Source organism: Microcystis sp. MC19, assembly GCF_003019735.1.
Lineage (GTDB): Bacteria > Cyanobacteriota > Cyanobacteriia > Cyanobacteriales > Microcystaceae > Microcystis.
This window is the reverse complement of record NZ_CP020664.1, coordinates 1,602,062-1,626,579: the sequence shown is the minus strand read 5'-3', so window position 1 is coordinate 1,626,579 and position 24,518 is coordinate 1,602,062. Positions and strand designations below refer to the sequence as shown.

The following is a 24,518-nucleotide window of genomic DNA, read 5'->3' as shown; positions in this document are numbered from 1 at the left end:
CAGGTCTCTTAATCAATGATTTCACTTAGCTACAAGCATAAGCTTTAGTTGTTGATTAATTTTTAAGTTATAACTTATCCTAATCATTGACCGAGAAAAAGTGCTGTTTTTCCATTTCAGACATAAAAAAGCCCAAAAAACCTGCCTCAACAGGTTAGAAAGATTCATGACTAAAAAAGTAATAGCAATCGCTGAAAAGGAAGTATGAGGAAGTTTAGCCATCACTTTACCTAAGCTAAATCTTCTTTTCCCCTGTCCAAATTTGCCCTCTATACAATTCCGAATCCTCTCATCATCGGTAGCTTGTTTCTTTTGTTCTTTACTAACATTTTTGGCTGGTCTTCCTAATGGGGGACCACTGATTCTGATTCCCCTTTCTTTACACCAAGCTCGGTTTTCTCTGGTTCGATAAATTTTGTCCACATGAACTGATTCTGGATAGTATCCTGTATAGTCATAATAAGCTTCTATTTGTGCTTTTAAATCTCCCGATTCATTAAAGTTATCCCAACTAATCCGGTCTAAAAATATGTAACCATCTATACAGCTTGCTGAGAATTTAGCCCCAAATTCTACGGGTTTTCCAGCTTTTCCTCTGACTATCGGACGGATATGGGGTTGAGTTAAGCTGACAATTCTGTCTTCAATACTCTGTTTGTTATTTTGGTACATCCAGAGTTGTTGGCGATAAACTTCTGTGACTACTAATAACAGTTTATAGTCTCTTTTTTTCAAGCTTTGTAGCGAGGCTCCTTCTGCTAAAAGTTGTTCAATATGGTCGAGATTTCTTTTTAGATATTGCAGTTGTCTTTTCAGAGCTTTTCGTCTTTGTTTGACGGTAGGTTTTCTTTTTTTTGCTACTTCTAAATAACTTTTTCTGGCTAGGAGACGATAGGTTCTCGGTTTTTGAACAAGTTTTCCTTTTAAAGTTTCATAGAGAATATCAATAATTTTTTCGGTTTGTTTTCTTCCTTGATTTAACAGGTTTAAATCCGTAGGATAACTAATATCTGCGGGCGCACAACTGGCATCTAAAATTAATTTACCTCGATTTTCTGGTTGACTTTGGGTTTCGCTCTCTAACTTTTTTTCGGTGTTTTCTTCTTCTTTTATTTCTCTCGAATTTTTGACCATAAAGCGATTCACTTTATTAATTAGTTCCAGAGTGATTCTTTCTCGAAAGTGAACCAACATTGACGCTTCAAACCGGGGTTCATTGCTGTAGGATGAAAACCCCAAGAAGTATTGTAAATAAGGATTTTCTTTGATTTGTTCTACCGTTTCTCTATCGCTTGTTCCTAATTTTTCTTTAATAATTAATGCTCCGAGTGCTGTCCTGAATGTTTTGGCGGGTGTGCCCATTTCTTCTGAAAAAAGTGATGCGTATTCCGCTTCAAATTCTGACCAGGGAATGAGGTTGGCCATAATTACCCAACGATTGTCTTGGGATAATTTCCCCTCAAAGGGCAGCTCGAAGTTTTCTGGTGGGGTTGAGGGTAACTCGCTTTTACGGTACATTAGCACTAATTAGAGAAGATGCAAGGGTGATGCAAGGGTGATGCAAGGGTTTTAAGAGATTCTAGCAGATTTAAGTGCATTTGGGAAGCTCTCAATCAAGCTAAAAGCCCTTTCCTGTAAGGTTTTTACCATTATTCAGCAAACCCTAATTAAATTCGGGTCATTACTATTGACATTGTGATTAAAATATGTACCAAAACTTGCCCAAGATGAGCGAGTTTTTTGGTAAATATGCCAACCTAAAAACCCACTAACTCCAGTGATTAACAGCGTTTTCATAGTTTAGAGATTAAATCCTTTTTCGTAGGCTAAAAACTGCACTTGCGGTTCCAAAGGTTCACTAACTAAACCAATTCCTGCAAATCCCCATCGCTGCATTAGTCCCTTTAATTGTGTTCCTGAGAGAGTTTCCACAGAAAAATTATTGGCTAAATCCTGAGCATGGGTATTGATATAACTTAAAGCATCATAGGATTCTTTAAACAGAAGCAGATAACTAGCTGGAGTTTCGCTTTCACCTTTTCTCAGACGCGCTACTAGGTATTGTCCGTCTTGTTTTGACCTGAGTAAATAATGTGTAGTTGCTAACATAGTTGGTTAAGTGGGTGGGTGGAATTAAATATAAGATGAACGTAGGTTGGGTTGAAGCATGAAACCCAACGCCTGCATGGGTTACGCTACCGCTAACCCATCCTACAAATAATTGTGCCTCCCTACTTGAGTAAAAAGTGAAAAGGAAAAAAGGGGTTGGGGGTTAGGGGTTGGGTTTTGGTGTTTTAGGGTTTTAGTTGAAATTTACCCCATCTCCCCCCGCAACGCGCACGAAGTGGTCTCCCCCCGCAACGCGCACGCAGTGGTCTCCCCATCTCCCCACTGATAACTGATAACTGATTACTGATAACTGATAAAATTTCCCTATCACCCTACTTTAAATCCTCCAATTTAATCCTAGGATCTACAGCTTTGAGAAGTAAATCAGCCAGGAGATTACCGATAATCAACATAGTAGCCCCCATCATTAAACTGCCCATAACTAAATATAAATCTTTAGCCGTCACAGCTTGCAGAATTAAACGACCTAATCCGGGCCAGTTAAAGAAAAATTCGGCGATAAATGCCCCACTTAGCAAACTAGAAAATTCAAAGCCCAAAAGAGTTATCAGGGGATTAATAGCATTGCGTAAAGCGTGGACATAGATAACTTTATTTTCCGGTAAACCTTTCGCCCTCGCAGTTTGAATATAATCCTGTCGCAGAACATCTAATAATTGTCCCCGCATCAATCTTTGTAATCCAGCAAAACTGGTAACTGTTAGGGCAATAGTTGGTAAAATCATGTGCCAACCAATATCCAAAACTTTACCGATAGGGGAATATTCCGAATAGTTAATACTGGTCATATCACCCACTGGTAAAAGCGGCGAGACATTTTGGGCGAGAATTAGCAGTAAAAGGGCAGTGATAAAACTGGGGAAACCTTGACCAAGATAACTGATAACTCGGAAAAATTTATCGATAAATTGGTTTTGTTTGACGGCGCTGACAATGCCCAAGGGAATCGCAATCGCCCAGGTTAAAATGATGGAAGTCAAAGACATTAACAACGTCGCTGGAATTCTCTCTAATAATAGGGAAGACACGGGACGAAAATAGGTAAAACTCAGACCAAAATTAAACTGAGTTATCACTTGCCACAACCACTTAAAATACTGGACAATCGGCGGGTCTTTTAAACCAAAAAGGGCAATATATTGTTCTTTAGTTTCCTGACTAATCTTGGGATTAAGGTCAAGCAAAGCTAGAAAACCACCGGGGGTTAATTGGATAATAGCGAAACTCAACGCCGAGGCCAACAACAGAGTTAATAAACCCTGGAGAACACGCTTGACAATATATAAAAAAGTTTCGCTAGTTAGGAGAGATTGTAACCCATTAGCACTCGATCGAGCGGTTGCATCCTTATAATTATCATCAGTCGCCGTCATAAGTAATCGTGCCAAGTTAATTTCCTAGTGGGGACTCCAATTCAGGAGACAGGAGATAAATAGTGGTGCAGAATTAATTGCCATTTTTGAGATAGGCACTCTTGCCAGAGTGTTAGCAAAATGTGTAATTAATTCTGCTTGGGTACTTAGAAAAAACCTAATAATCGATGAGGGTAATAATCGGTAAATCGGGTAATTTTTCCCGACCACCGAGGTCGATTAACTCGATGATAAAGGCAAATCCTAACACCTCACAACCAATTTTTTCTAATAAATCGGCCGTCGCTTTCGCCGTCCCTCCCGTCGCGATTAAATCATCGACAATTAAGACTTTGTGATGGGCCGCCACCGCGTCCTGATGAATTTCCAGGCTATCGCTTCCGTATTCCAAATCATACTCGATACTATGGACGGCGGCGGGTAATTTACCCGGTTTCCGGACAGGAATAAATCCCGCTTCTAATTGGTATGCTAAAGGAACACCAAAGAGAAAACCCCGCGATTCCATACCGACAATGTAATCGGGGGATAAACCGTAATCGCGACACTTTGCCGTTAGGGTATCGATGGTGTAACGTAATCCTTGGGGATGATTGAGTAGGGTAGTAATATCGCGGAAGACAATACCCGGTTTGGGAAAGTCGGGAATATCGCGAATCAGTGATTTCAGATCCATTCGGTTTCCGTGTCTCGTAAAATGGGGGACAGCTATCTATACAATTTACAATATCCTGACTCGATCGCCCTTGTGTTCTAGTTATCCTATATCATGACCCCTACTAGCCTAACGCCCGAATCTACAGCATCAGCCCCAGAAAAACCAGTTATTTTAAGCGTTTTACCAGATTTTCCGATTGCCAGTCAGCAATGCGCCCTACATATCCAACAGCATATCGATTTAATGCTATTAGCGTTGGAATCCTTAGAAGTCGGCGCCGGGGAGGCCCTGTTAGCCCTCTGTAAAGAACTAGGACTCGATAAAATTGTTAAAAACCGGATTATTTTCTGGCGCCTGCGCTGTACCAATCCGTGGCGAATTTCTTACACTCTCGACCGTCTCACCCTTGACCAAGCAAAAGCTTTAGTTATCATTGCCAGTTATCGGGCCAAACCCCTGGCTATATCCATCCGACAATTACTGTTAGCGCGGCAACAGATGGAATCAAAGGGTTTACCCGTGGATAATAATTTTCTTTTATCAGAATACCTAGAACGATTTCGCTCCAATTTTCGCAGTCGCATGAACCCCCGTCGGGCCAAAGTATCGGTTTATCTAGCGGATGAAAATGCTTTAAATGAACTGGCTTTATCCCTCCTCGATCGGTTATTATTTTGTACTGGTACGACGGGAATGCAGCGGCTTTGGATTAGTTTATTTGATGGGGAGATCGTGTAAAGATGAGAAGACAGTATAGCCTGCCCAATTGTACCCTGATTCTCGATGGTTTCGGCGATGATTTCGCCCCAGCTAAACCCGGGGATAGCCGACCTTTACTCTCAATTTTGACTAACGTAGAATGTCGGTTAATCGGGGCTAATAAAGTCCTGCAAGGTGGTCGGGTTTTCTTGGAAAATTTAGTCCAAGCGGTCAGTCAGTATGCCCAAGAATTTTTAAGTGGTGTTCGTCATCCCCAAGACCCCGTCCAGGAACCAGATCATGTGTACTTAGAAAAGATTGACCAGAATCTCCATCGTCTGGTCTGGTATCCATCAACGGACTTGAACATCCCAGAAAGTCCGGTCAAGATAGAAATCAGTACCGTGCAGTTATTCGATTTAATAGAAGCGATTGACCAATTTTTTGCCGATACTCGCACTTTACCTGACCTAACCCTAAAATTACAGCCAGTTTCCCGTCGCTACCATAAGGTGAATGAATCGGTGGCCAGTCGAACAGTGCCTTTTTTGGCAGGATTAGGCAGTCTTGTCGCTTGCGCCCTACTTTTCTATCTGTTACCCGTCCCCCAAGTCCGTAAACCCGAAAATCCCCCCATTCCTGCCGCTTCTCCCAGTCCCACCGTCCCCACTAATCCTGTCCCCCCTCCCAGATAAAATTAGGCCCTTGCGCTTTTCCCAACACCCCACACCCCACACCCCACACTGTCTCAGTTTTTTAGAAAAAGTAACCGAGAAAAACTGGATCTTTTTTGCACAAGTTAGAAAAATTGTGTTACACTGGTAATTCTGTGAAGGTTTTTCGATAGGGAGTATTGAAAAAAAAATGACCAAACTGGGAACCCATTTGATTGTCGATGCTTGGCAAGTACCTGCTGACCTCCTCAACGATCCCGAGCGCATTCGTCGCGCTATCCTCGATGGAATTACGGCAGGAGAAGCAACGCTGATCGATTTGTGTGTCCACCAGTTCAGTCCCCACGGAGTTACCGCGACGGCGACTTTAGCTGAATCTCATATCGCGATCCACACCTGGCCTGAACACGGCTATTTCGCCGCCGATTTATTCTTCTGTGGTGCCGGTAAACCCGTGGTTGCCATGGAAATTTTGACCAAATCCCTGCAAGCAGGTGAGATTAAAGTCCGGGAACTAACCAGAGGATTCCCCGGTACTGGGGCAGTTTATGAAAGCAAAAAGGAAGAACCCCTGAAGTCTTCCTTGGTTATGGCCTAATTTTTAGGGCCGGCCTTAATAATAAGTTAGCATCACTGGCGATCGCCTAAACTGAAATCGTGATCAGGATAACCTTTGTTTTTATCCTCGCCCTCTTTCCCTCTCTGGTTAGTCTCTGGTTAATTAACCGATTCCAACAGAGATTAAGTAACCGTTTGAGAGGGATTCGCCATCGTCACGAATACAGCACGGTGAGGGCCAGTGGTTTTTTGTCAATCCCTCTAGGGACAGAAAATAAACCGGCATTTATAGGTGATCTTAGTTGTCGTTTTAATGCGTATTCCCCCCACTTGCGTTGTGCGGTTAATCCCCCAGGTCCCTGTGAAGGTTGTCGGCAGTACGAAGCTAAAACTGGCACAGTGTAAGCGGCTTGAGCTTCCAAAAAGTTCCCTATTTGCTATCCTTAAAAATTATCGCTATCGCAATTGAGGAGTGTGGGAATAATGGCGTTCAAACGAAATTTGACCCTCTTAATCATCGGATTAGGATTAACTTGTTTACCCGTATATCCGGCCCAAGCTAACCAAATCAGCACCGTCACCCCGAATACCGCAGCCAATCAAACTCTCGCTACCCATCTGATCCTAAAACTGAAAGAGAGAAAAGTTTACGTTTATCAAGATAGTAAAGTTTTAGCCCAATTTACCGTCGCCGTCGGCAAAAAAGGCTGGGAAACCCCCACAGGTAAATTTGAAGTGCGGGAATTAGTTCGCAATCCCGTCTGGAAAAGTCCCTGGACGGGAAAAGTCAGCACCCCCGGTCCCAATAGTCCCCTAGGGGAAAGATGGATCGGTTTTTGGAGTGACGGCAAAAATTCCATCGGTTTTCACGGCACCCCCGCGGAAAATTCCCTCGGTCGCGCCGCTTCCCATGGTTGTGTGCGGATGCGGAATCAGGATGTGAAAGTGTTGTTTGATTTAGTCCGCATGGGAACCCCCGTCATCGTTCAACCTTAATTCTGGCAGGTACTTTTTTAAGATAGGCAGGTCTTCCGGGCGATCAATATCGGCTAATTTAGGCAGATAAGCGGTCTTTAAAGCTAGTTTAGCGGCGATTGTCTGGGTTTTTGCCAAGACTTCCCCCGTCCCCCAGGGAATACCGTCAAAAAGCTCTGGAAAGACCTGTTTTAAAGCAATTAGGTAGTATCCTCCATCTAACGCCGGCCCTAAAACCATATCGTGGGTTTTTAGGGCCTCAAAGGCTGCTAAAATCTCTTTTTCCCCGATTTCTGGGCAATCTGTGCCAATCATAGCGATCGCTGTCATCCCTTGAGCAAAACCATCGGCAAAAGCGTTTTGCATCTTTTCTCCTAAGTCTTTTCCCCGTTGAGAATGATAGGAATAATGCACACCTAACCAAGTACGCATTTTTTCCTCGCTGCCGCCATGGTAGTAAATGATCAGAGAGAGAAAATTCCTCAAACCCGCTAATTTACTGAGAGTATATTCGGCCAGTTTGCGGTGTAATTCTTCGGCTCCCTTGGCTGCCAAAGCTGGAATCATACGGGTTTTTACTTTCCCCAATTCCGGATAACGGGTAAAAATAATTAGTTGTTGTCTCCAGTCCACGAGTGATTGCGAAGATGATATTAAGTAGGGTTTGCTGAATAATGGTAAAACCCTTTTAAAATAAGGCTTTTGACCTGTTAAAATCCGATGTTCATGCTGCGAAAATCGGATTGGGACCTTCAAAAACCTTGCCTTATCCTTATAATAGTACATAAGTTGGTACAAAAAAGAGAGGGCAACAAAGCCTGAAACTCCCGACTCCTGACTCCTGACTCCTGACTTCTGACTCCTAACCCCACCAACAAACTTTTTGCCGCAAACCCTAATTATTAGTTTTAGCATACTGTAACAAACTTGTTCTCATTGACTCCCTGCAATCACCTATTCATACAAATCTGTTAAGTCTTTTCCCCCTTGAGAATGATAGCAATAATCCTCACCTAACCAAGTAGGCATTTTCTCCTCGCTGCCGCCATAGTGGGACTTAGACAAAAAACAAATCGAGAAAAGCCTTAACCCGAATCCCTGCTTGGGATTTACTTCGAGAAGCCAAATCGCTGAAACCCAGATATATTAACCCCTTGTCCCGTAATAGTTTGAGCCTTTTTTGCTGAACGAAAACGTCTAAGTCTCACTAAAACTAATTTCTGATCCCCCGCCGGCTCTTCTAGGGTCTGTGTGATAAGTTTAATTGACATAGGATCGATCGATCTTTGTGTCCTTTGTGTCTTTGTGGTTCGTTCCACCCCCTCGCTCTTGAGAAATGTATCTTAGAATACATTTTACCCACCAAAGCTGGGAGAGCCCCCCGCCCAAGCCGTCACTAAATGCAAAGCTTTAATTCCTTGATTACGGTCGTAAGAACCACTGAGACTTTGCCCATGTATGGGAACTATTTCGCCAGAAAGAGAGAAGAATCCCCACACCTTTAGGCAACGGGATTGTCAACTAACATGATTTAATAACTTATCTCGTAATTGCTTAATCCGATCACGATATTTAGCTGCTGACTCGAATTCTAGATTTTTCGCCGCTTCTTTCATTTGCGCTTCTAGTTGTTGAATTAATTCAGGAATTTGTTCTAAAGAAATTTCTTCTATATTCTCACAAACCTCCTCTAATTGTTGGGAATTTAGGCGACGGGAAATATCCAGAAAAGCCAAAATTGAATTACTCGACCTTTTAACAATCGGTTGCGGAATAATCCCATGTTTTTGGTTATGTTCCTGTTGAATAGTGCGCCGTCTCTTGGTTTCTTCGATCGCATTAATCATACTATCGGTGAGATTATCTCCGTAAAGAATTGCCTGACCCCGAATATGACGAGCAGCCCGGCCAATAGTTTGAATTAAAGAGCGGGTAGCCCTTAAAAATCCTTCCTTATCTGCGTCTAAAATCGCCACTAAAGACACTTCCGGCAGGTCTAACCCCTCGCGAAGCAAATTCACCCCGATCAGCACGTCAAAGACCCCTTCTCGCAGGTCTTGGATAATTTCAATCCGTTGAATTGATTGAATTTCCGAATGTAGATATCTAACTTTAATTCCCCTTTCTTGCAAGTATTCGGTTAAATCTTCCGCCATGCGTTTAGTTAAAGTGGTAATCAAAACCCGTTCATTTAAACGCACTCGCTCCTTAATTTCCCCTAATAAATCATCCACTTGTCCCTCGGTTGGTCGCACAAAAATCTCTGGGTCTAAAACTCCCGTCGGTCGGATAATTTGTTCAACAATGCGATTTTCTGACTGTGCTAATTCCCAATCTCCCGGGGTGGCCGAAACAAAAATACATTGATTAACTTTCTGCCAGAATTCTTCCGACTTCAAAGGACGATTATCCGCCGCACTCGGTAAACGAAACCCGTGATCGATCAAAACTTTTTTTCGTGATTGATCGCCATTATACATCCCGCGAATCTGCGGCACACTGACATGGGATTCATCCACAACTAATAACCAATCTTGAGGAAAATAATCCACCAAACATTCCGGCGGTTCCCCCGCTAATCTACCCGCTAAATGCCGCGAATAATTTTCCACGCCATTACAATAACCCACTTCCTGCAACATTTCTAAATCATAACGAGTCCGCTGATCCAACCGTTGCGCTTCCAGTAATTTGCCCGCTTTTTCTAACTCCAATAAACGGTTATCTAACTCGGTTTTAATATCCCGACAGGCCACCTCTAAACGCTCCTCCGGGGTAACAAAGTGACGGGCCGGATAAATACTAATTCGCTCTAATTTTTGCAAAACTTCCCCCGTCAGGGGATCGAGATAACGAATACTTTCAATCTCATCGCCAAAAAAATCAATTTTAATCACCCGATCCTCGTAAGCGGGGACAATTTCCAAAATATCGCCCTTCAGACGAAAACGACCGCGAGTTAACTCCAAATCATTGCGATTGTACTGCACTGACACCAAGGCCCGTAATAATTGCCTTTGGTCGAACTCTTGACCAACTGTTAAGGAAATCGCCGCTTTTAGGTATTCCGCCGGCATTCCCAAACCATAAATACAACTAATGGAAGCGACGACGATCACATCCCTGCGTTCAAACAGCGATCGCGTGGCCGAATGGCGCAGCATATCGATCTCATCATTAATCGAAGAACTCTTTTCGATGTAGGTATCGCTGACGGGAATATAAGCCTCCGGTTGATAGTAGTCGTAATAGCTGATAAAGTACTCCACGGCGTTATTAGGGAAAAATTGCCGCAATTCGTTACATAATTGGGCGGCCAGGGTCTTATTATGGGCGAGGACAAGGGTAGGCCTGCCGATTTTCTCGATCACAGCGGCAATGGTGAAGGTTTTGCCGGTGCCAGTTGCCCCCAAGAGGGTTTGGAAACGCTGCCGGTTTTGCAGGAAATCTACCAATTGTTCGATCGCTGCCGGTTGATCCCCGGTGGGTTGAAAGGGTGCTTGTAGTTGAAAAGCGGACATTAGCGGCTAGGTGTAGAGAACAGGCAAAATAAATTATCAATCAAATTACCAACACTTATAGGGTTTTGGGAAAGAAAGATGTATCTTAATATTAGAGAGGATTTTAAAAAAAGATTAAAAGTCTTCGAGAATACCCTAAACTTAAATCTTATCGTTTCCCCGAAGCTATTAACGGAAAGGAGTATCAGGTTATGACGGTGGAAAATCTAGAAACGAACGGGACTCAAACCCCAGCAACCACAGAAGAAAAGACCAGCAGCTCACGCGGTAAAGCTACTACGGCTAAAACCGCCAAAGATAAAGAAGTGGTCGCCCTTTCGGTGAAAAACAACGCTGAATCGGCTTCCAAAGCCTTAAAATTCTATCAACCTGAACATCGCTTACCCGAAAATCGTCCTGTTGGTACTAGCCATCTTCACTTCACGGAAGATGAAATGTTACCCGGAGGCCGTCCCGTGGAAGTTAGCCATCTGAAAGTGGTTAGTACCTATTCTTCCGTCGGTGGATTGCGTCCTGTCGGCTCTAGTGGTATGGAAGTTAGCAGCACTCTAGCGATTTCTGGCAATCGTCCGATTGCTCTCAGTCATCTGCACATTAGCGAAACTTATACAGTCATGGGTAATCGTCCCGTTGCTTCCAATGAAATCGATGATCCCGAAACTTTAATGGGATTTTTAGACTAATTGTTTTGTTGACCAAGATAGATTTTTTCCCTGTCCCAGACGGGGAATTTATTTTTTCTAGCCCACCGTTTTTAATCCCGATGCTGTTTAAGCAAAAATTTTTCTTAATTGTCTCGTTTCTAATAGTGGTTTTTTGTGGTTTCGGATTATTAAATCTTACCTACGATGCTTCAGTTTTAGCGCCGCAGCAATATTATCAGATTCGATCGCTTCATAGTCGCGATGGTATCGGTAAATTTTATCTAGGACGGGAAATCGCTAAGGTTATGGGACACCAAGAAATGTTATGGTTAGAACGTCCTAGTCGCCGTTTCACAGAAAAACCCGATGATCTGATCACTGCACTACATCTAAAACCCACAGATCTAGTAGCAGATATCGGCGCAGGGACAGGTTATTTTAGTTTTCCTCTGGCGAATTTAGTAGAACAAGTTTTCGCCGTTGATGTGCAACCGGAAATGTTAGGGGCAATTGATTTTTTAGCCGAGGAAAATCAAGTGAAGAATATCACCACAATTCTCGCCACAGAAACCGATCCCCAATTGCCTATAAATGCGATCGATTTAGCTTTAATGGTCGATGCTTATCACGAGTTTTCCTCTCCCCGCGAGATGATGGAGAATCTGCTCAAATCCTTAAAACCCGATGGTAGGGTGGTATTAGTAGAATACCGTCGTGAAAATCCCCTGATTCCCATCAAAGCCCTTCATAAAATGACCCGCAGACAGGTAGAAAAAGAAATGGCTGCTGTCGGTTTAGTGCCAGCAGAAATTATCGAGACTTTGCCCCAACAACATTTAATGATTTTCCAAAAGGCTGGTTCTTCGGGTTAATTTTATCGGTAAGCTTGGGTATCATAAGATTATCTAGGCAAAGAGGTAGATAAAAATGGATATCGACGATCGAGTAGATTCTCTCTATAAACTAGCCAGAAATTATCCAGATAATCGGGAGTTACAAGAAGCTGTTGCTGTAATTAAGTCCCTGCGAAGCTCTCAAGGACAATATAAACGATGGAATCAGCAATATAGAGATGATAACAGTCATTTAAAAGACCAAATTGTTGAAATATCTGCCACTAATGTTGACCTGCAAAAAGAATTAGATTCTTTAATTTCAGAAATGCGGAATTTAACTGAAGAAAAAGCCAAAATTACGGCGGAGCGAGAGAAAGTTATTGCTGAATTAAAGCAGATTGAAATGGAAGTAAAAGTGGCGGCCCATAATGTCCGTAGTACCAAGTCTGTATATGGAAAGCTAACTATTTTATGGACTTTAGTGAAATCTCTATTTCTCGATGATAACTGGGAAGATTTTGGTTCGATAGATAATAACTTGCCCTCCGATCCTGACCGGCCACAAATGGGGAGTGGTCAGTCAAATATCAACAAATCTTTGCTAGATAAATAAATCAGTTAAGGAGTAAAATCAATCATGTCTAGAATCAGTAAATTAATTGCTAACCTAGAAGATTTGCACCAGCAGGATCTAAAAAATGCCGCCCAAGTTTACGGAATTACGGCCACTTTGACTGTCCGCTTGCAAGAAGTTTTAAATAGTTTAAGCGAGCAAAATTTGAATATTGCCCATAAGTCTTTGCCTGAAGGAAATTTAACTAAAGATGATATTATCTCCCTTTACGGTAACTATAATAATGCCTATAAAGCCTATAAAGAAGCCTACAATATTAAATGCTCAAAGGGATGGGAGGCATTTTTGCAAGCGATTCATGGTTTAAAACCTCCCGGTCTTTCTCTTAGTTTAGAGCAGCGCGTCGAACAGTTAGAGACAACGGTAAAAACCTTAGTGGAAATTCTCCTCGATAAAACTTAACTCCAACTGAACTTAATCCGCGGGACTTTGTTTTTGGATTAACACCTCACCAGCGATTAAACGTTGGGCTGCCGACAGTAAAACATCCTCAATATAGGGCTTGACAAAATAACCTTTTGCCCCTTGAGCGGCGGCGAGATGCTGCATTTTTTGCGCCCCGCACGAGGTAATCATCGCCACCGGTATTCCCTGAAGTTGTTCATCCTCTTGCAGACGAGAGAGCAATTCTAACCCATTCAGGCGAGGCATTTCGATATCGCAGAGAAACTGTCAATAATCGTTGTATCGGGGGATCAAGACGGGTTAGGAGTCGCTTTAATACTATTAGCTAGTAACACTTCCCCCGCAATCATTCTTTCAGCTGCCGAGAGTAAATCTCTTTCCGTGTAGGGCTTGGTAAAATAACCACTAGCCCCTAATGTCGCCGCCACCTGACGATGACGTTCCGCTCCTCGGGAAGTCAATAAAGCGACGGGAATCGAGGCTAATTGGGGGTCTTTTTGCAAATTATAGAGTAATTCTAGGCCATTCATGCGGGGCATCTCGATATCGCAGAAAACGATATCACAGGGCAAACCGCCGCGTAATTTTTCCCAAGCTTCTTGACCATCCCGGGCCTGTTCCACACGATAACCAGCTTTACTAAAGCTTAAAGAGAGCAATTCCCGGACAGTAATCGAATCATCGACAATCAGAACCATAGCCCCCGATTTTTGCCTAGTTTTCACCGCTACGGGGGGGAGAGGTTGGCGCCAAGGACCACCGTTATCGGTACGCAGACGACCCCTGGCGATGTCGATTAACTCCAACACATCGCCGATCGGCATCACCGTACCATCGCCCAAAACCGTCGCCCCAGCAATCCCAGCCGTTTTCGGAATCGGTCCTTCGATCTGTTTGATGACGATTTCCAGTTCACCGATCACTTGATCCACCTGTACCGCGAGGAGATTATTACCACCGCGCAGGATCACGATCGAAAAAGAGTCTTCCTCCTGTTTGCCAGTGTAAAAACTACCGCGACTTAGTTGCCGATTGTAGGAAAGCAATTCGCTTAAGGGTTGGAAGGGTAGTAAAGTATTTTGCCAGAAAACGCAGCGACGTCCCTCCCGATCGATTTGTATCTCCCTGGCCCGGAAATCCTTCATATCCTCCACTCCGTCCATGGAGAAACCGATGCGCGCATGATTACTAACACAACACAGGGCCTTACAGATACTCAGGGTGAGGGGTAAACGGATGGTAAAAGTGGTTCCTTTGTCCAGTAGCGAGTCAATAGTAACAGTCCCGCGCACATCGATTAAACTTGTCCGCACCACATCTAAACCCACCCCACGACCGGCAAAATCATCGGCCTGATCTTTGGTACTAAAACCGGGGTGAAAGAGCAGTTCATAGACTTCTTGGGGACTGAGGTTTTGAGCTTCCGGATCGCTGATCAGGCCTTTTTCGATCGCCTTAAGTTTAACCAGATTAGCATCAATACCGGCCCCATCATCACTAACGGTGATCACGGTTTGATTGCCCTGTAGGAATGCCCGGACGGAGATGGTACCGAGGGCCGGTTTCCCTTTGGCCATGCGTTCTTGGGGTGATTCAATGCCGTGGGTGATCGCATTGTTGACCAGATGGGTCATGGGACTATTGAGATGTTCGAGGATCATCTTATCGATGAGCACATCACCCCCCTCCACTTTTAATTTGGCTTGTTTATCCAGTTTCAGGGAAATATCGCGAATTGCCCGGGGTAGGCGATCGGCGGTTTGACTAAAGGGAACCATGCGCGATTTGGTCATCCCTTCCTGTAGTTGGGTGGTGGCCTGTCGCAGACTGCGCGTCACCTGATCGGTTTCATCGACGACAAATTGAATATCAGAGGCCGATTCTCGCACTCGCACGATCAATTCGATCATCTCTTGGGATAATAAATGGAAATCGGTAAAGCGGTCGATCTCTAGGGCATCTAGTTGGCCTGTCATAGCCGAACTGCCCTGATTTTCTCCCTTAACTCTACCGTAACCGATGGTATCGCCAGCATTGCGACTGGCCAGTAAAGCCCCTTCTAGGAGGGTTCTTTCATAGAGATCCTGCATCCGACTGCCCACATCGCTGAGATTTTGGACTTGGTTGAGCAAATTATCTAAAAAGAGACGCAGGCGATCCTGTTCCTCTTCCAGGCGATTGCGTTTAACCACCAGTTCCCCGATCAGATTGCTGAGGTTATCCAACTGTTTGATCGGCACCCGCATCGTCTGTTCAAAAGCTTTACTGACAAGGGGACGCAGGTTATTTGACCCGACCGGTGAACCGAAACTGGCGGCCGGATTTGCTGCCATCACCTGATCAGTTTCTGCGAGGAGTTTTTCTAAATCCCTGAATTCATCCTCTAGGAGGCTTTCTGGGGCAATTTCCAGGGATTCTAACCCTTGTGGATGGTCCCCTTCTGTGGATTCCCAGAGGAGGACTTCTAAAGATTCAAAGATGTCTGGCAGTGGTGATTGGGCCGGTAGAGTCGGTTTTTCCAGAAAAGCTTCTAAGTCTTCGAGGCTGTCGTAAAAATTGGGGTGGCCGATGGTTATAACTGCTTCTGATTCCTGAACCGCCACATTTTCCAGCAGCAGAGATGCTAGATCATCCCCATCTTCCGGTTCTAACTTGGGAGCAGCCCCGCGGGTAGAATAAAGATCATTACTGGGGGCTTCTTCCCCATTGATACTACCGCCAAAAAGTTCTTCTAATTCCTGTTCCCAGGTCCAGGAAGACAGGGTTTGCCGAAGAGAGGCCCCGGACGCTGGAGGGGAACTCTGCTCCCATAAAAAGCTGAGTTCCTCTAGAGCCTCGTCACCGTCGCTGTCTTTGTCTTCTAAACTCTCTAACAGCTGTTCGAGATCCTCGTTAAAGAGATGGTCTGAGTCGGGTTTGATCATGATTTGCTCCCTGCCAAGTCTTCCTTTTTGGTCAACCAATACGCTCTCTCTAGCTTCAGATTACCGAAAATTTTACTCGATAACTCTATCCACTAGCAATTTTTTTATGGCTAATCAAACTCTTGGACTCGATCAACAATTTTATGCCTACTATCAATCTATCTGTCTGCGAGAGTCTCCTATTCTAGCTCAATTACGTCAAGAAACTGCCTCTCAACCCCTGGCAGTCATGCAGATTGCCCCCGAACAAGGTCAATTTATGGCTTTTTTGGTACAGGCGATCGGGGCGAAAAAAACCCTAGAAATCGGGGTTTTTACCGGTTATAGTGCTTTAGTGGTGGCCTTAGCTTTACCCCCAGAAGGCAAGCTCATCGCTTGTGATCTGAGCGCAGAATATACCAGTATAGCCCGCCGTTATTGGCAGCAGGCCGGTGTCGCCGCTAAAATCGATTTAAGAATTGCCCCGGCCCTGGATACTTTAGATCAATTAATCGCCGCAGGAGAAAGTAATAGTTTTGATTTTGTCTTTATCGATGCCGATAAAAGTAATTATGATCCCTACTACGAACGGGCGTTACAATTGGTTAGAAGCGGCGGAATTATCGCTATCGATAATGTTTTTTGGTCGGGACGGGTAGCGGCGGCCGATAGCACCGATAATCGCACCAAAATTATCCGTTCACTTAATGCCAAAATTCAGCAGGATGAACGGGTTAATATCAGTATTATTCCTATTGGTGATGGTTTGACCCTAGCCATGAAAAAGTGAAGAAGTTAAGGGAGATTAGAAAAGCTTTTGCTCTTAACAATTAGGGTGGATTTTTCTTGTCTAAATTTAGTCACCGGGCCAAAACCAGCCACGGCAAGGCTATAAATTATCAGTTCCACGGAGAGGGTGGGATTTGAACCCACGTTAGGTATGACCCTAAAGCAGATTTCGAGTCTGCCGCATTCAACCACTCTGCCACCTCTCCACAGGTTTTCAGTCTGGATTATCATTTTAACAGATTACTTGCCCTAGGATTGATTTTTTTTAATCGACCTCTGGCATAATTGATTTTTGAGGTTTTTAAACCCTCAAAAATCAGGATTAAGTGGCATAAAATAGCTAAATAGACCATTTAATCGATTATTGTTCATTCCTAATCCTCCTGACGACCGACGACCGAATCCTCAGCCACCACGACAATTTTTGATTTTTACCAGAGGTCCGATGAATCAAGCTCCTTTTCTTCCAGTTAACCATCCCCAGCCTAACTTTCTCCACCGGTTAGGGAGTCTCTGGAAATTTTCTCGTCCCCATACGATTATCGGCACTTCTTTGAGTGTTTTAAGTCTGTATTTAATTGCTTTAGGCAATATTAGCGATTTTTTTAGCCATTGGTCGGTTTTATTGCTCACTTGGGTCGCTTGTCTCGCAGGTAATGTCTATATCGTCGGTTTAAATCAGTTGGAAGACATCGACATCGATAAAATCAATAAACCTCATCTTCCCCTCGCCAAGGGCGAATTTTCTCGGTTGACAGGCGGGTTAATCGTGGGTTTTAGCGGTATTTTAGCGATTATACTGGCTTTTATCGGTGGTTTTTGGCTGTTAATCACCGTGGGGATTAGTTTAATCATCGGTACTGCCTATTCCTTGCCTCCAGTGCGTTTGAAACGCTTTCCCCTCTGGTCCGCCTTCTGTATTTTTACCGTCCGGGGTGTCATCGTCAATTTAGGTCTTTTTCGCCACTACAACACAGTTATTAATCAAAATCAGTCTATCTATCCCTCGATCTGGGTTTTAACAGCTTTTGTTCTCGTTTTCACCGTTGCGATCGCTATTTTTAAGGATGTTCCCGACCTAGAAGGCGATCGCATTTACCAAATTACCACTTTTACCCTGCTGCTTGGTCCTCAAAAAATCTTAATAATTTCCCTCTTGACAATTTCCCTTTGTTATGCGGGTATGATTGCCGTCGGACTCTTGGGGATAAGGGGAATTAATTCTCCTCTGGCCATTGTCGCCCATCTGCTCCTACTTGTTCTTCTTTGGTGGCGTAGTCGCGGAGTGAATTTAGAAGATAAAAGCGAAATCAGCCAATTTTACCAATTTATTTGGAAATTATTCTTCCTAGAATACCTGATATTTCCCCTTGCTTGTTTACTATGAAAATATCTCCTTTTTTAGCGGCGATTCCCTTACTTTTGCTAGGTGGTACAAGCGCACCTAGTCAAGAAACCATCGATCCGCAATTATTAACCGGCAACCTTCGTTTAACCCTGAAACATGGCGTTTGGAAACTGTGGCAAGATCAACCCGTTTATCAAGATCTTACCCTAGATCTAAGCTGCGATCGCGCTGTTTGTCAGCCATCGGTGTGGGGATACGCACCGAAATTCAATCAAGAAGTGGATCACCAAGGTACAGTAAAAACGATTAAATTAGACAATGCTTGGCGATTACAGGTGAAAATGATGATTCAAAGTCACCCTTGGCAAGCGGAAGTCAGGGAAGCTATTTATAATATCGAAATTGTCCCCTACCAAGACCAACTTATCGGCAGTTATCAAGGCACTTTAGGGGGAAGAAGACGACATAGCCAAGTTAATGGCACAATTTCGCCTTTATGGCCTAATCCCGTCCCTAATTACCACCCCCTACAAGCGCGAGAACATCCCCGTTTAATCTTTCGCAAGTCAGAATTAACTAATCTCAGAGAAAAAGCGAAAACTCCCATCGGTCAGACTATTATCGCCCAATTAAACAACAGTTTACAAGAAAAAATTTATTACGATGGTTATGTTCCTAATGGGGGTTATCATGCCACAGGCCATTGTTTTTTAGCAATTTTAAATCAAGATAGAAAATCAGCAGAAACCGCCTGGGAAATTCTCGAAAAAACCCGTAAAAATCGGGGCAGGAGAATCTTAGAACAATCTCCGATTGTCGCCGGAGTCGCTCTCGCCTACGATCTTTGTTATGATTTTTGGGGAGAAAAGCGCCAACAGGAAATTACTGGCTGGTTATTCAGTGAAAGTAAAAAACTTCTCAAAGGCGATTCACCCAAAAATGACTGGAATGGAGACACAGTTAGTAACTGGAATGCGCGGGCCAGAGGTGCGGCAGGATTAGCCAGTTTAGCGATTCTCAAGGAAGATTTACCGCCCGATCCTCTCTATTATCCCCCTGCACAGGTGGAAATGGCCAAACGTCACATCGAACGCTATTTTACCACAGCTATCGGCGATCGAGGATTTGGCACGGAGGGAGATTTATACACCACCGAACCCATGGTTCTCGCTGTTTTTCCTTTTCTGCAAGGGTATCGAAATAGTCTCGGATTAGACTTAGTAACTGGTTCCTCGGCAGCCCAATTAATCCCCCATTATTTAACCAGAATTGTCCCTAAAAATGGTCAATTATTGATTCCTGCTTATGGCAGACATCAGATGTTTGTAGGAGTATCTTTATTAACTATCGGATTGGGAATTACCGATAAATCATGGCTACCAGCAATAAAATGGCGATTACAAGGTCAAGAAAAACAACTTTTTCACCCCCATTATCCCCATATTGCCCCTTTTCTTCTCGCTGCTTATCCATCTAATCTTACTCCAGAAAATCCCGAACGCCAACTTTCCAGGGTTTTAGTTGATCAACAAAAGGGATTTTATGCTTTTCGTAATCGCTGGCAAAATGAAGAGGATTTTGTCGCTAGTATCTATCTTAAACAGCAACCTTTTGTGAGGGGATGGTCTTTTCCCGATGTCGCTAGTGTGAGAATTTGGGGATTAGGAGGACATTGGGCGAGTTTTGAGGGGTCAGAAGGCGACTGGAACTCGGAAAATACAGTTACTTTCCCGAAAACACCGCCTTGGCGACAGGCAAAACCGATATCTTTTCAATCTAGTCCCGATGGTTCGGGAATAATTACGTTAAAAACTGATAAAATTAGGGTTAAGGGAGCTAATAAACCGGCAGAAGTGGCTCTAGTTCGTTCTTTCGCCGTCGATTACAGTCTATCCTCTGGTTCCCCCGGATTATTCGTCTTGATGGATAAATTATTAGGTGAAGTCGAGCAACCAGAATTTATTAATAAAACTTGGGTGATGAATACCCAGGGAAATGTAACTCTCGGAAAAAATAGTTTTACTATCACTCAAAATCGGGCAACTATGCAGGGAACTTTTATCACTCCCGTGACTTTAAAAGTTGAGAAAACTAATACAGGTGAGCGCATTTTAGCCACGGGTAGTGAGGAATTTTTTCTGGTGATGACCGTGCAGAAAAGTCGCCCCCCAGCAGTTAAAATTATCGGTAAGGGATTAGATGCGATCGTGCAAATTGGCTCTCAGGAAATCTCAATTATCAACGGTGCAGTTAGATTAAAAGAGATCAATTTTCAAGAGCCATAAAAATTGGCAAGTGACCACAAAAAAGTTAACAGTTATCAAGAAGCATTTGTCAAAATGATGACTATTTGAGCAATTATTGATGATATAATCAAGATAGCAGACTAAAATAGCCCTAGATTCAGAACTACGGCTCTTCGGTTTTTGTTATGCAATGGACGGGATTATAAGGAATGAAACCCTTATAGAGACAGACATTGCTGCTATTTTTGTCAACTGTTTTCGCTCTAGAGCGAACTAATCAATTAAATCTCTTGCCAGATAAGGATTGAGTCGATTTATGCCCCCCTATCGAACCATAGCAAGTAACGAAGAGCCAGAACTACCTAGAATTGCATCTATAATTTACGACTAACTAAACTATGACTAAATATTATCAAATCACCGTTCACAATCGTCAGACGGGCGAAAAATTTGTCACCACCGTTCCAGAGGATAAATATATACTGCACAGTCTGGAAAAACAGGGTCATCAATTACCCTTTTCCTGTCGCAATGGAGCTTGTACCAGCTGCGCGGTCAGGGTATTATCGGGAGATATCGATCAACCAGAAGCGATTGGACTATCGCCGGAATTAAAAGCCAGAGGTTATGCTTTACTTTGTGTCAGTTATGCCCGTAGCGATATGGAAGTAGCCACCCAAGACGAAGATGAAGTCTATGAATTGCAATTCGGTCGCTTTTTTGCCCGTGGGAAAGTGCGTTTTGGTTTACCCTTAGATGAAGAATAGATTCGGGATTAATCGTGCCAGATACTAGCAGCCAATTAGAAAAATACCTAGACATTGCCAGTGAAGCCGCCCTAGCGGCAGGAACAATTATCGAGGATAATTGGGGTAAAATCGAGAAAATAGAAGAGAAAGGGCGATCGGGCGATTTAGTGACGGAAATAGATCGTCGAGCAGAAACAGAAATTCTCAAAATTATTGGCCGTCACTTTCCCGAACATGGGATTTTAGCGGAAGAATCGGGAAAACTGCAAAGGACCGATAGCGAGTATCTCTGGGCGATCGATCCTCTCGATGGAACCACCAACTATGCCCATGGTTATCCCGTAGCCGTCGTCTCCATCGGACTACTGATCGCAGGGAAAGCAGCAGTGGGAGTCATCTATAATCCCTTTAGAAAGGAACTATTTCGGGCTGCCAGGGGTTTGGGGGCCACCCTGAACCGTCGTGCCATCCATGTCTCCCGGACGAGTGAACTAGAAAAAAGTTTACTGGTGACGGGCTTTGCCTATGATCGCTGTCAAACCCCCGATAATAATTATGCCGAATTCTGTTATCTGACCCATCTGACCCAAGGGGTACGCCGCAGCGGGTCTGCCGCCAAAGACTTAACCGATGTGGCCTGTGGGCGCTTAGATGGTTATTGGGAACGAGGGATTAATCCCTGGGATCTGGCCGCGGGAGTTATTCTGATCGAAGAAGCTGGGGGTAAAATTACCGCCTACGATGAGAGTCCTTTTCTGATAGAAACGGGGCGAATCCTAGCCACTAATGGACAGATTCACACCCCCTTAAGCCAAGCTCTGCAAAAAGCGGCTTCTTGGAGCTTTCAGTTTTAATTATTTTAACATTGATTGCGATTATCATTTTGATTGGAGATAAGATCTTCCGTATGCCTTTTCCAATTTCCAGGGGTTTATTTCAATTTGATTTAATCGATCACTTCGCTATTTTAGGAGTCTCGATCGATGCCGAACAGGAGGAGATTCGCGAGCGTTACTTAAAAATCGCCTATAAACTCCATCCCGATACCTGTCGCATTCACACCCCCGCCGCCAGGGAACAGGCTAATCAGTTACTGGCAAAATTAGTTAACCCGGCCTACGAACATCTGGGCCGCGACCTATCTCGGGAAGAATTCCGGCTGGTTTTAGCACAAATGGGCAAGGCAATGGCGAGAGATTTGAGTAAAATCACCATCAATAGCGAACCGGCTAGAAAACTAGCCCAATCTAGTGCTAACTATCAATTAGCCTATCAAAAAATCCTGCAATCTTTGGCGATCGATCAATATACCGCCCTAGAAAATGCCTATGAGAAAATCGCCCAACTCAGTGAACTCAATCTGGTTTATCTGATCTTAACCGAAGGTCGGGGCAACAAGAAAGCCACCCCGAAAGTCTTTATCTCCCAGGGCAATTCTAACCAGTCCGAGTTAGGGGCAGCTGCTGCCACCACGGCAGCCCAGGCTAAAGCCAACGAATCGCCCCTAGAAGCTTATATTCGCCGCGCTCAAGCCTCTCTTGACCAAAATAATCCCGCCCAAGCTGTGCGAGAATTGCGCGATGCCCTGCGGCAAGAACCGGATAATAGCATCTGTCACGCCCTGCTCGGTTTGGCCTACCTGCAACAAAATCAACTCTCCATGGCCCGGGTTCATATCAATCGGGCATGGAAAGCCAGCCCCAAAGATGCGACGGTGATTAGGTGCAAACGGGAACTAGATAAAGTGGTTAATCCTAACACTGAAAGGCAAGATCAGAAGGGACAAAAAAAGGAAGGGGAGCGCAAGGGCGGTTTTTGGTCTCTATTTGGTGGTAAAAAGAATAAATAGGACTACCAGTGCCACCGATTTTGATTAGCAAACTCCCATGATTCATCAACCCCCGGCGGGGACAAGGGATTTATTACCCCTAGAAGTTACCCAAAAAGGCTGGATTAACGATCGCCTTCAGTCTGTCTTTCAGCGTTGGGGCTATCAAAGGATCGTCACCTCCACCATTGAATGGCTCGATACCCTCACCGCAGGCGGTGCGATCGATCCCAGCGCCGTGATCCAACTGCACGGGGATAGTCAAGGACTATCGGGATTACGCCCCGAATTAACCGCTTCCATTGCCCGTAGTGCCGTCACCCGCATGAGTGGGGAGTCCTATCCCCAACGTCTCTGTTATCGGGCTAACGTTTTTCGTCGCCCTAGCGCCGGTTATCACGGTCGTCAAGTGGAATTCTATCAAGCGGGGGTAGAACTGCTCTTTTCTGGCGGTTTACTAGCTGATGCCGAGATTCTACTGCTCCTGGCCGACTGTTTCGATAGTTTGGCCGTCCCTAACTGGCAGATTATTTTAGGAGAAGCCGGTTTGACTCGTTCCCTACTTTCCCCCTTTCCGGATCCCTTACGCGAACAGGTGAAACGCTGTTTAGCCCTCCTCGACTACGTTAGCCTCGAAAATCTTCCCTATCCTAACGAAACCCTCCGGCAGCAAGCCCGACAATTATTTCACCTGCGCGGTAATCCCGAGGATGTCCTCGCACAAGTGGCCGTATTAGCCCAGGAAGAATCAGCCCAAAAAGCCGTTAATAACCTTAAATCCCTAGTAGAGCTGCTTAATGCCGATCGCTCTGAACCCTTTCCCCTAATTCTCGATTTAAGTCTGATTCAAACCTTTGATTACTACACCGGCATCGTTTTTAAAGCCGTTAGTTATCACCGGCAAAATCTCAGTGTTTTAGGCCAGGGCGGACGCTACGATCAATTATTGGGCGTTTTTCATCCCCAGGGGCAATCGGCTCCGGGTATCGGTTTTTCCCTGAATATCGAAGAACTCCACGACAGTTTATTATCAGGCGAGACTTTACCCAGTCAAGCTCCCCCCCTCGACTGGTTGCTTATCCCTTTGGGTAATAACGCCCAGATAGCGACTTTTGCTAAGGCTCGCTCCCTTCGCACCGGTGATCCGAATCTGAGAGTGGCGATCGATTTAGGGGGTCGCAGCGAGGCACAACTTCGTACCTATGCCCGCGATCGGATGATTAAAAATCTCGCCTGGGTGCAAGAAGATGGTTCCGTGAGGGAAGAATCTCTCTAAAAAGGGGGCAAAAGCAGCGAAAATACTGCTTTCTGCCCGCTGCTATAGAACTCTATCTAGGGTTTGCGGCAAAAAGTACGGGCGAAGCATTCGGGCAATAACCTATCGGTGAAACCGTAGATTTTTTATCCGAATGCTTCGCCACTACAGGACGCGGGCCGATAAAGACGCAAGGTTTTGAAGCACGATTCTCTGAAAATCTTGCACCTGTTTCGCAAGAATAGACCTCGTTTCCAAACATAAACCAGAAGAGCCGTTCAAAAAACTTTATA

22 protein-coding genes, 1 tRNA gene and 2 pseudogenes are annotated in these 24,518 nt (G+C 44.3%); 16 read left to right on the top strand and 9 right to left on the bottom strand.

Translation table 11 applies throughout. The features are described 5' to 3' along the window. Positions 1–21 precede the first annotated feature (21 nt). From B5D77_RS08350 to B5D77_RS08330, 5 genes and pseudogenes are all read right to left on the bottom strand, one after another. The gene (locus B5D77_RS08350) at positions 22–1,518 is read right to left on the bottom strand and encodes an IS5-like element ISMae6 family transposase (RefSeq protein WP_046660474.1); all 1,497 of its coding nucleotides are present in this window, start codon (positions 1,516–1,518) and stop codon (positions 22–24) included. Positions 1,519–1,659: 141 nt separating this feature from the next. Further along, positions 1,660–1,797: pseudogene (locus B5D77_RS26545) on the bottom strand (NAD(P)-dependent oxidoreductase); the annotation flags it as partial. A 3-nt stretch (positions 1,798–1,800) separates the two neighbouring features. Further along, positions 1,801–2,109 (bottom strand): hypothetical protein, encoded by a 309-nt coding sequence (locus B5D77_RS08340; RefSeq protein ID WP_002737657.1) that lies wholly within the window; start codon positions 2,107–2,109, stop codon positions 1,801–1,803. A 332-nt stretch (positions 2,110–2,441) separates the two neighbouring features. Further along, on the bottom strand, positions 2,442–3,503 hold the full coding sequence (locus B5D77_RS08335; RefSeq protein ID WP_106908631.1) for an ABC transporter permease: 1,062 nt from the start codon (positions 3,501–3,503) through the stop codon (positions 2,442–2,444). 157 nt (positions 3,504–3,660) lie between these two features. Next, positions 3,661–4,179, bottom strand: a complete 519-nt coding sequence (locus tag B5D77_RS08330; RefSeq protein WP_008197822.1) for an adenine phosphoribosyltransferase — start codon at positions 4,177–4,179, stop codon at positions 3,661–3,663. Positions 4,180–4,272: 93 nt separating this feature from the next. On the opposite strand from B5D77_RS08330, the gene B5D77_RS08325 reads away from it, so the two are divergent. The 5 genes from B5D77_RS08325 to B5D77_RS08300 all read left to right on the top strand — a co-directional run bounded on the left by B5D77_RS08325 (position 4,273) and on the right by B5D77_RS08300 (position 7,088). Further along, complete coding sequence (locus B5D77_RS08325) at positions 4,273–4,899, top strand: DUF3038 domain-containing protein (protein WP_008197819.1); 627 nt, start codon at positions 4,273–4,275, stop codon at positions 4,897–4,899. Between the two features lie 2 nt (positions 4,900–4,901). Further along, positions 4,902–5,555 (top strand): DUF4335 domain-containing protein, encoded by a 654-nt coding sequence (locus B5D77_RS08320; protein WP_008197818.1) that lies wholly within the window; start codon positions 4,902–4,904, stop codon positions 5,553–5,555. Between the two features lie 169 nt (positions 5,556–5,724). Next, a complete protein-coding gene (speD, locus tag B5D77_RS08310; RefSeq protein ID WP_008197816.1) occupies positions 5,725–6,132 on the top strand; it encodes an adenosylmethionine decarboxylase in 408 nt (135 codons plus the stop codon). A gap of 59 nt (positions 6,133–6,191) precedes the next feature. Next, positions 6,192–6,497, top strand: a complete 306-nt coding sequence (locus tag B5D77_RS08305; protein WP_008197814.1) for a DUF6464 family protein — start codon at positions 6,192–6,194, stop codon at positions 6,495–6,497. A 78-nt stretch (positions 6,498–6,575) separates the two neighbouring features. Continuing rightward, positions 6,576–7,088, top strand: coding sequence for a L,D-transpeptidase (locus B5D77_RS08300; RefSeq protein WP_008197812.1), 513 nt, complete (start codon positions 6,576–6,578; stop codon positions 7,086–7,088). On the opposite strand, the gene B5D77_RS08295 is transcribed toward B5D77_RS08300, so the two are convergent. Both B5D77_RS08295 and uvrB read right to left on the bottom strand, forming a co-directional pair. Beyond that, complete coding sequence (locus B5D77_RS08295; protein WP_039899551.1) at positions 7,050–7,700, bottom strand: TIGR04282 family arsenosugar biosynthesis glycosyltransferase; 651 nt, start codon at positions 7,698–7,700, stop codon at positions 7,050–7,052. The genes B5D77_RS08300 and B5D77_RS08295 overlap by 39 nt on opposite strands. Before the next feature lie 884 nt (positions 7,701–8,584). After that, entirely contained in the window at positions 8,585–10,588 is a 2,004-nt protein-coding gene (gene uvrB / locus B5D77_RS08280) for an excinuclease ABC subunit UvrB (RefSeq protein WP_008197804.1), read from the bottom strand. 191 nt (positions 10,589–10,779) lie between these two features. Between uvrB and B5D77_RS08275 the strand changes: the two genes are divergently transcribed. The 4 genes from B5D77_RS08275 (at position 10,780) to B5D77_RS08260 (ending at position 13,104) form a co-directional block, all read left to right on the top strand. Further along, positions 10,780–11,271, top strand: a complete 492-nt coding sequence (locus B5D77_RS08275; RefSeq protein WP_008197799.1) for a hypothetical protein — start codon at positions 10,780–10,782, stop codon at positions 11,269–11,271. Between the two features lie 80 nt (positions 11,272–11,351). Then, positions 11,352–12,104 carry a class I SAM-dependent methyltransferase gene (locus B5D77_RS08270; protein ID WP_106908630.1) on the top strand — a complete coding sequence of 251 codons (753 nt, stop codon included), beginning with the start codon at positions 11,352–11,354 and terminating at the stop codon, positions 12,102–12,104. Positions 12,105–12,159: 55 nt separating this feature from the next. Then, entirely contained in the window at positions 12,160–12,681 is a 522-nt protein-coding gene (locus tag B5D77_RS08265) for a hypothetical protein (RefSeq protein WP_106908629.1), read from the top strand. Between the two features lie 24 nt (positions 12,682–12,705). After that, entirely contained in the window at positions 12,706–13,104 is a 399-nt protein-coding gene (locus B5D77_RS08260; RefSeq protein ID WP_106908628.1) for a hypothetical protein, read from the top strand. Positions 13,105–13,116: 12 nt separating this feature from the next. Here B5D77_RS08260 and B5D77_RS08255 read toward each other — a convergent pair. Beyond that, positions 13,117–16,031 (bottom strand): annotated as a pseudogene (locus tag B5D77_RS08255) (response regulator). Between the two features lie 106 nt (positions 16,032–16,137). Here B5D77_RS08255 and B5D77_RS08250 point away from each other — a divergent pair. After that, positions 16,138–16,800, top strand: coding sequence for a class I SAM-dependent methyltransferase (locus tag B5D77_RS08250; RefSeq protein ID WP_106908627.1), 663 nt, complete (start codon positions 16,138–16,140; stop codon positions 16,798–16,800). Positions 16,801–16,918: 118 nt separating this feature from the next. On the opposite strand, the gene B5D77_RS08245 is transcribed toward B5D77_RS08250, so the two are convergent. Beyond that, positions 16,919–17,005, bottom strand: a tRNA-Ser gene (locus B5D77_RS08245). A gap of 239 nt (positions 17,006–17,244) precedes the next feature. Between B5D77_RS08245 and B5D77_RS08240 the strand changes: the two genes are divergently transcribed. From B5D77_RS08240 to B5D77_RS08210, 6 genes are all read left to right on the top strand, one after another. Then, positions 17,245–18,186, top strand: coding sequence for a homogentisate phytyltransferase (locus B5D77_RS08240; protein ID WP_008197790.1), 942 nt, complete (start codon positions 17,245–17,247; stop codon positions 18,184–18,186). Then, on the top strand, positions 18,183–20,432 hold the full coding sequence (locus B5D77_RS08235) for a hypothetical protein (protein ID WP_106908626.1): 2,250 nt from the start codon (positions 18,183–18,185) through the stop codon (positions 20,430–20,432). The genes B5D77_RS08240 and B5D77_RS08235 overlap by 4 nt, the downstream gene beginning before the upstream one ends. 359 nt (positions 20,433–20,791) lie before the next feature. After that, positions 20,792–21,160, top strand: a complete 369-nt coding sequence (locus B5D77_RS08225; protein WP_008197780.1) for a 2Fe-2S iron-sulfur cluster-binding protein — start codon at positions 20,792–20,794, stop codon at positions 21,158–21,160. Positions 21,161–21,174: 14 nt separating this feature from the next. Further along, positions 21,175–21,996 carry an inositol monophosphatase family protein gene (locus B5D77_RS08220; RefSeq protein ID WP_106908625.1) on the top strand — a complete coding sequence of 274 codons (822 nt, stop codon included), beginning with the start codon at positions 21,175–21,177 and terminating at the stop codon, positions 21,994–21,996. A gap of 53 nt (positions 21,997–22,049) precedes the next feature. Continuing rightward, on the top strand, positions 22,050–22,991 hold the full coding sequence (locus tag B5D77_RS08215; protein WP_008197777.1) for a J domain-containing protein: 942 nt from the start codon (positions 22,050–22,052) through the stop codon (positions 22,989–22,991). 37 nt (positions 22,992–23,028) lie between these two features. Further along, entirely contained in the window at positions 23,029–24,246 is a 1,218-nt protein-coding gene (locus tag B5D77_RS08210) for an ATP phosphoribosyltransferase regulatory subunit (RefSeq protein ID WP_106908624.1), read from the top strand. Positions 24,247–24,518 lie beyond the last annotated feature (272 nt).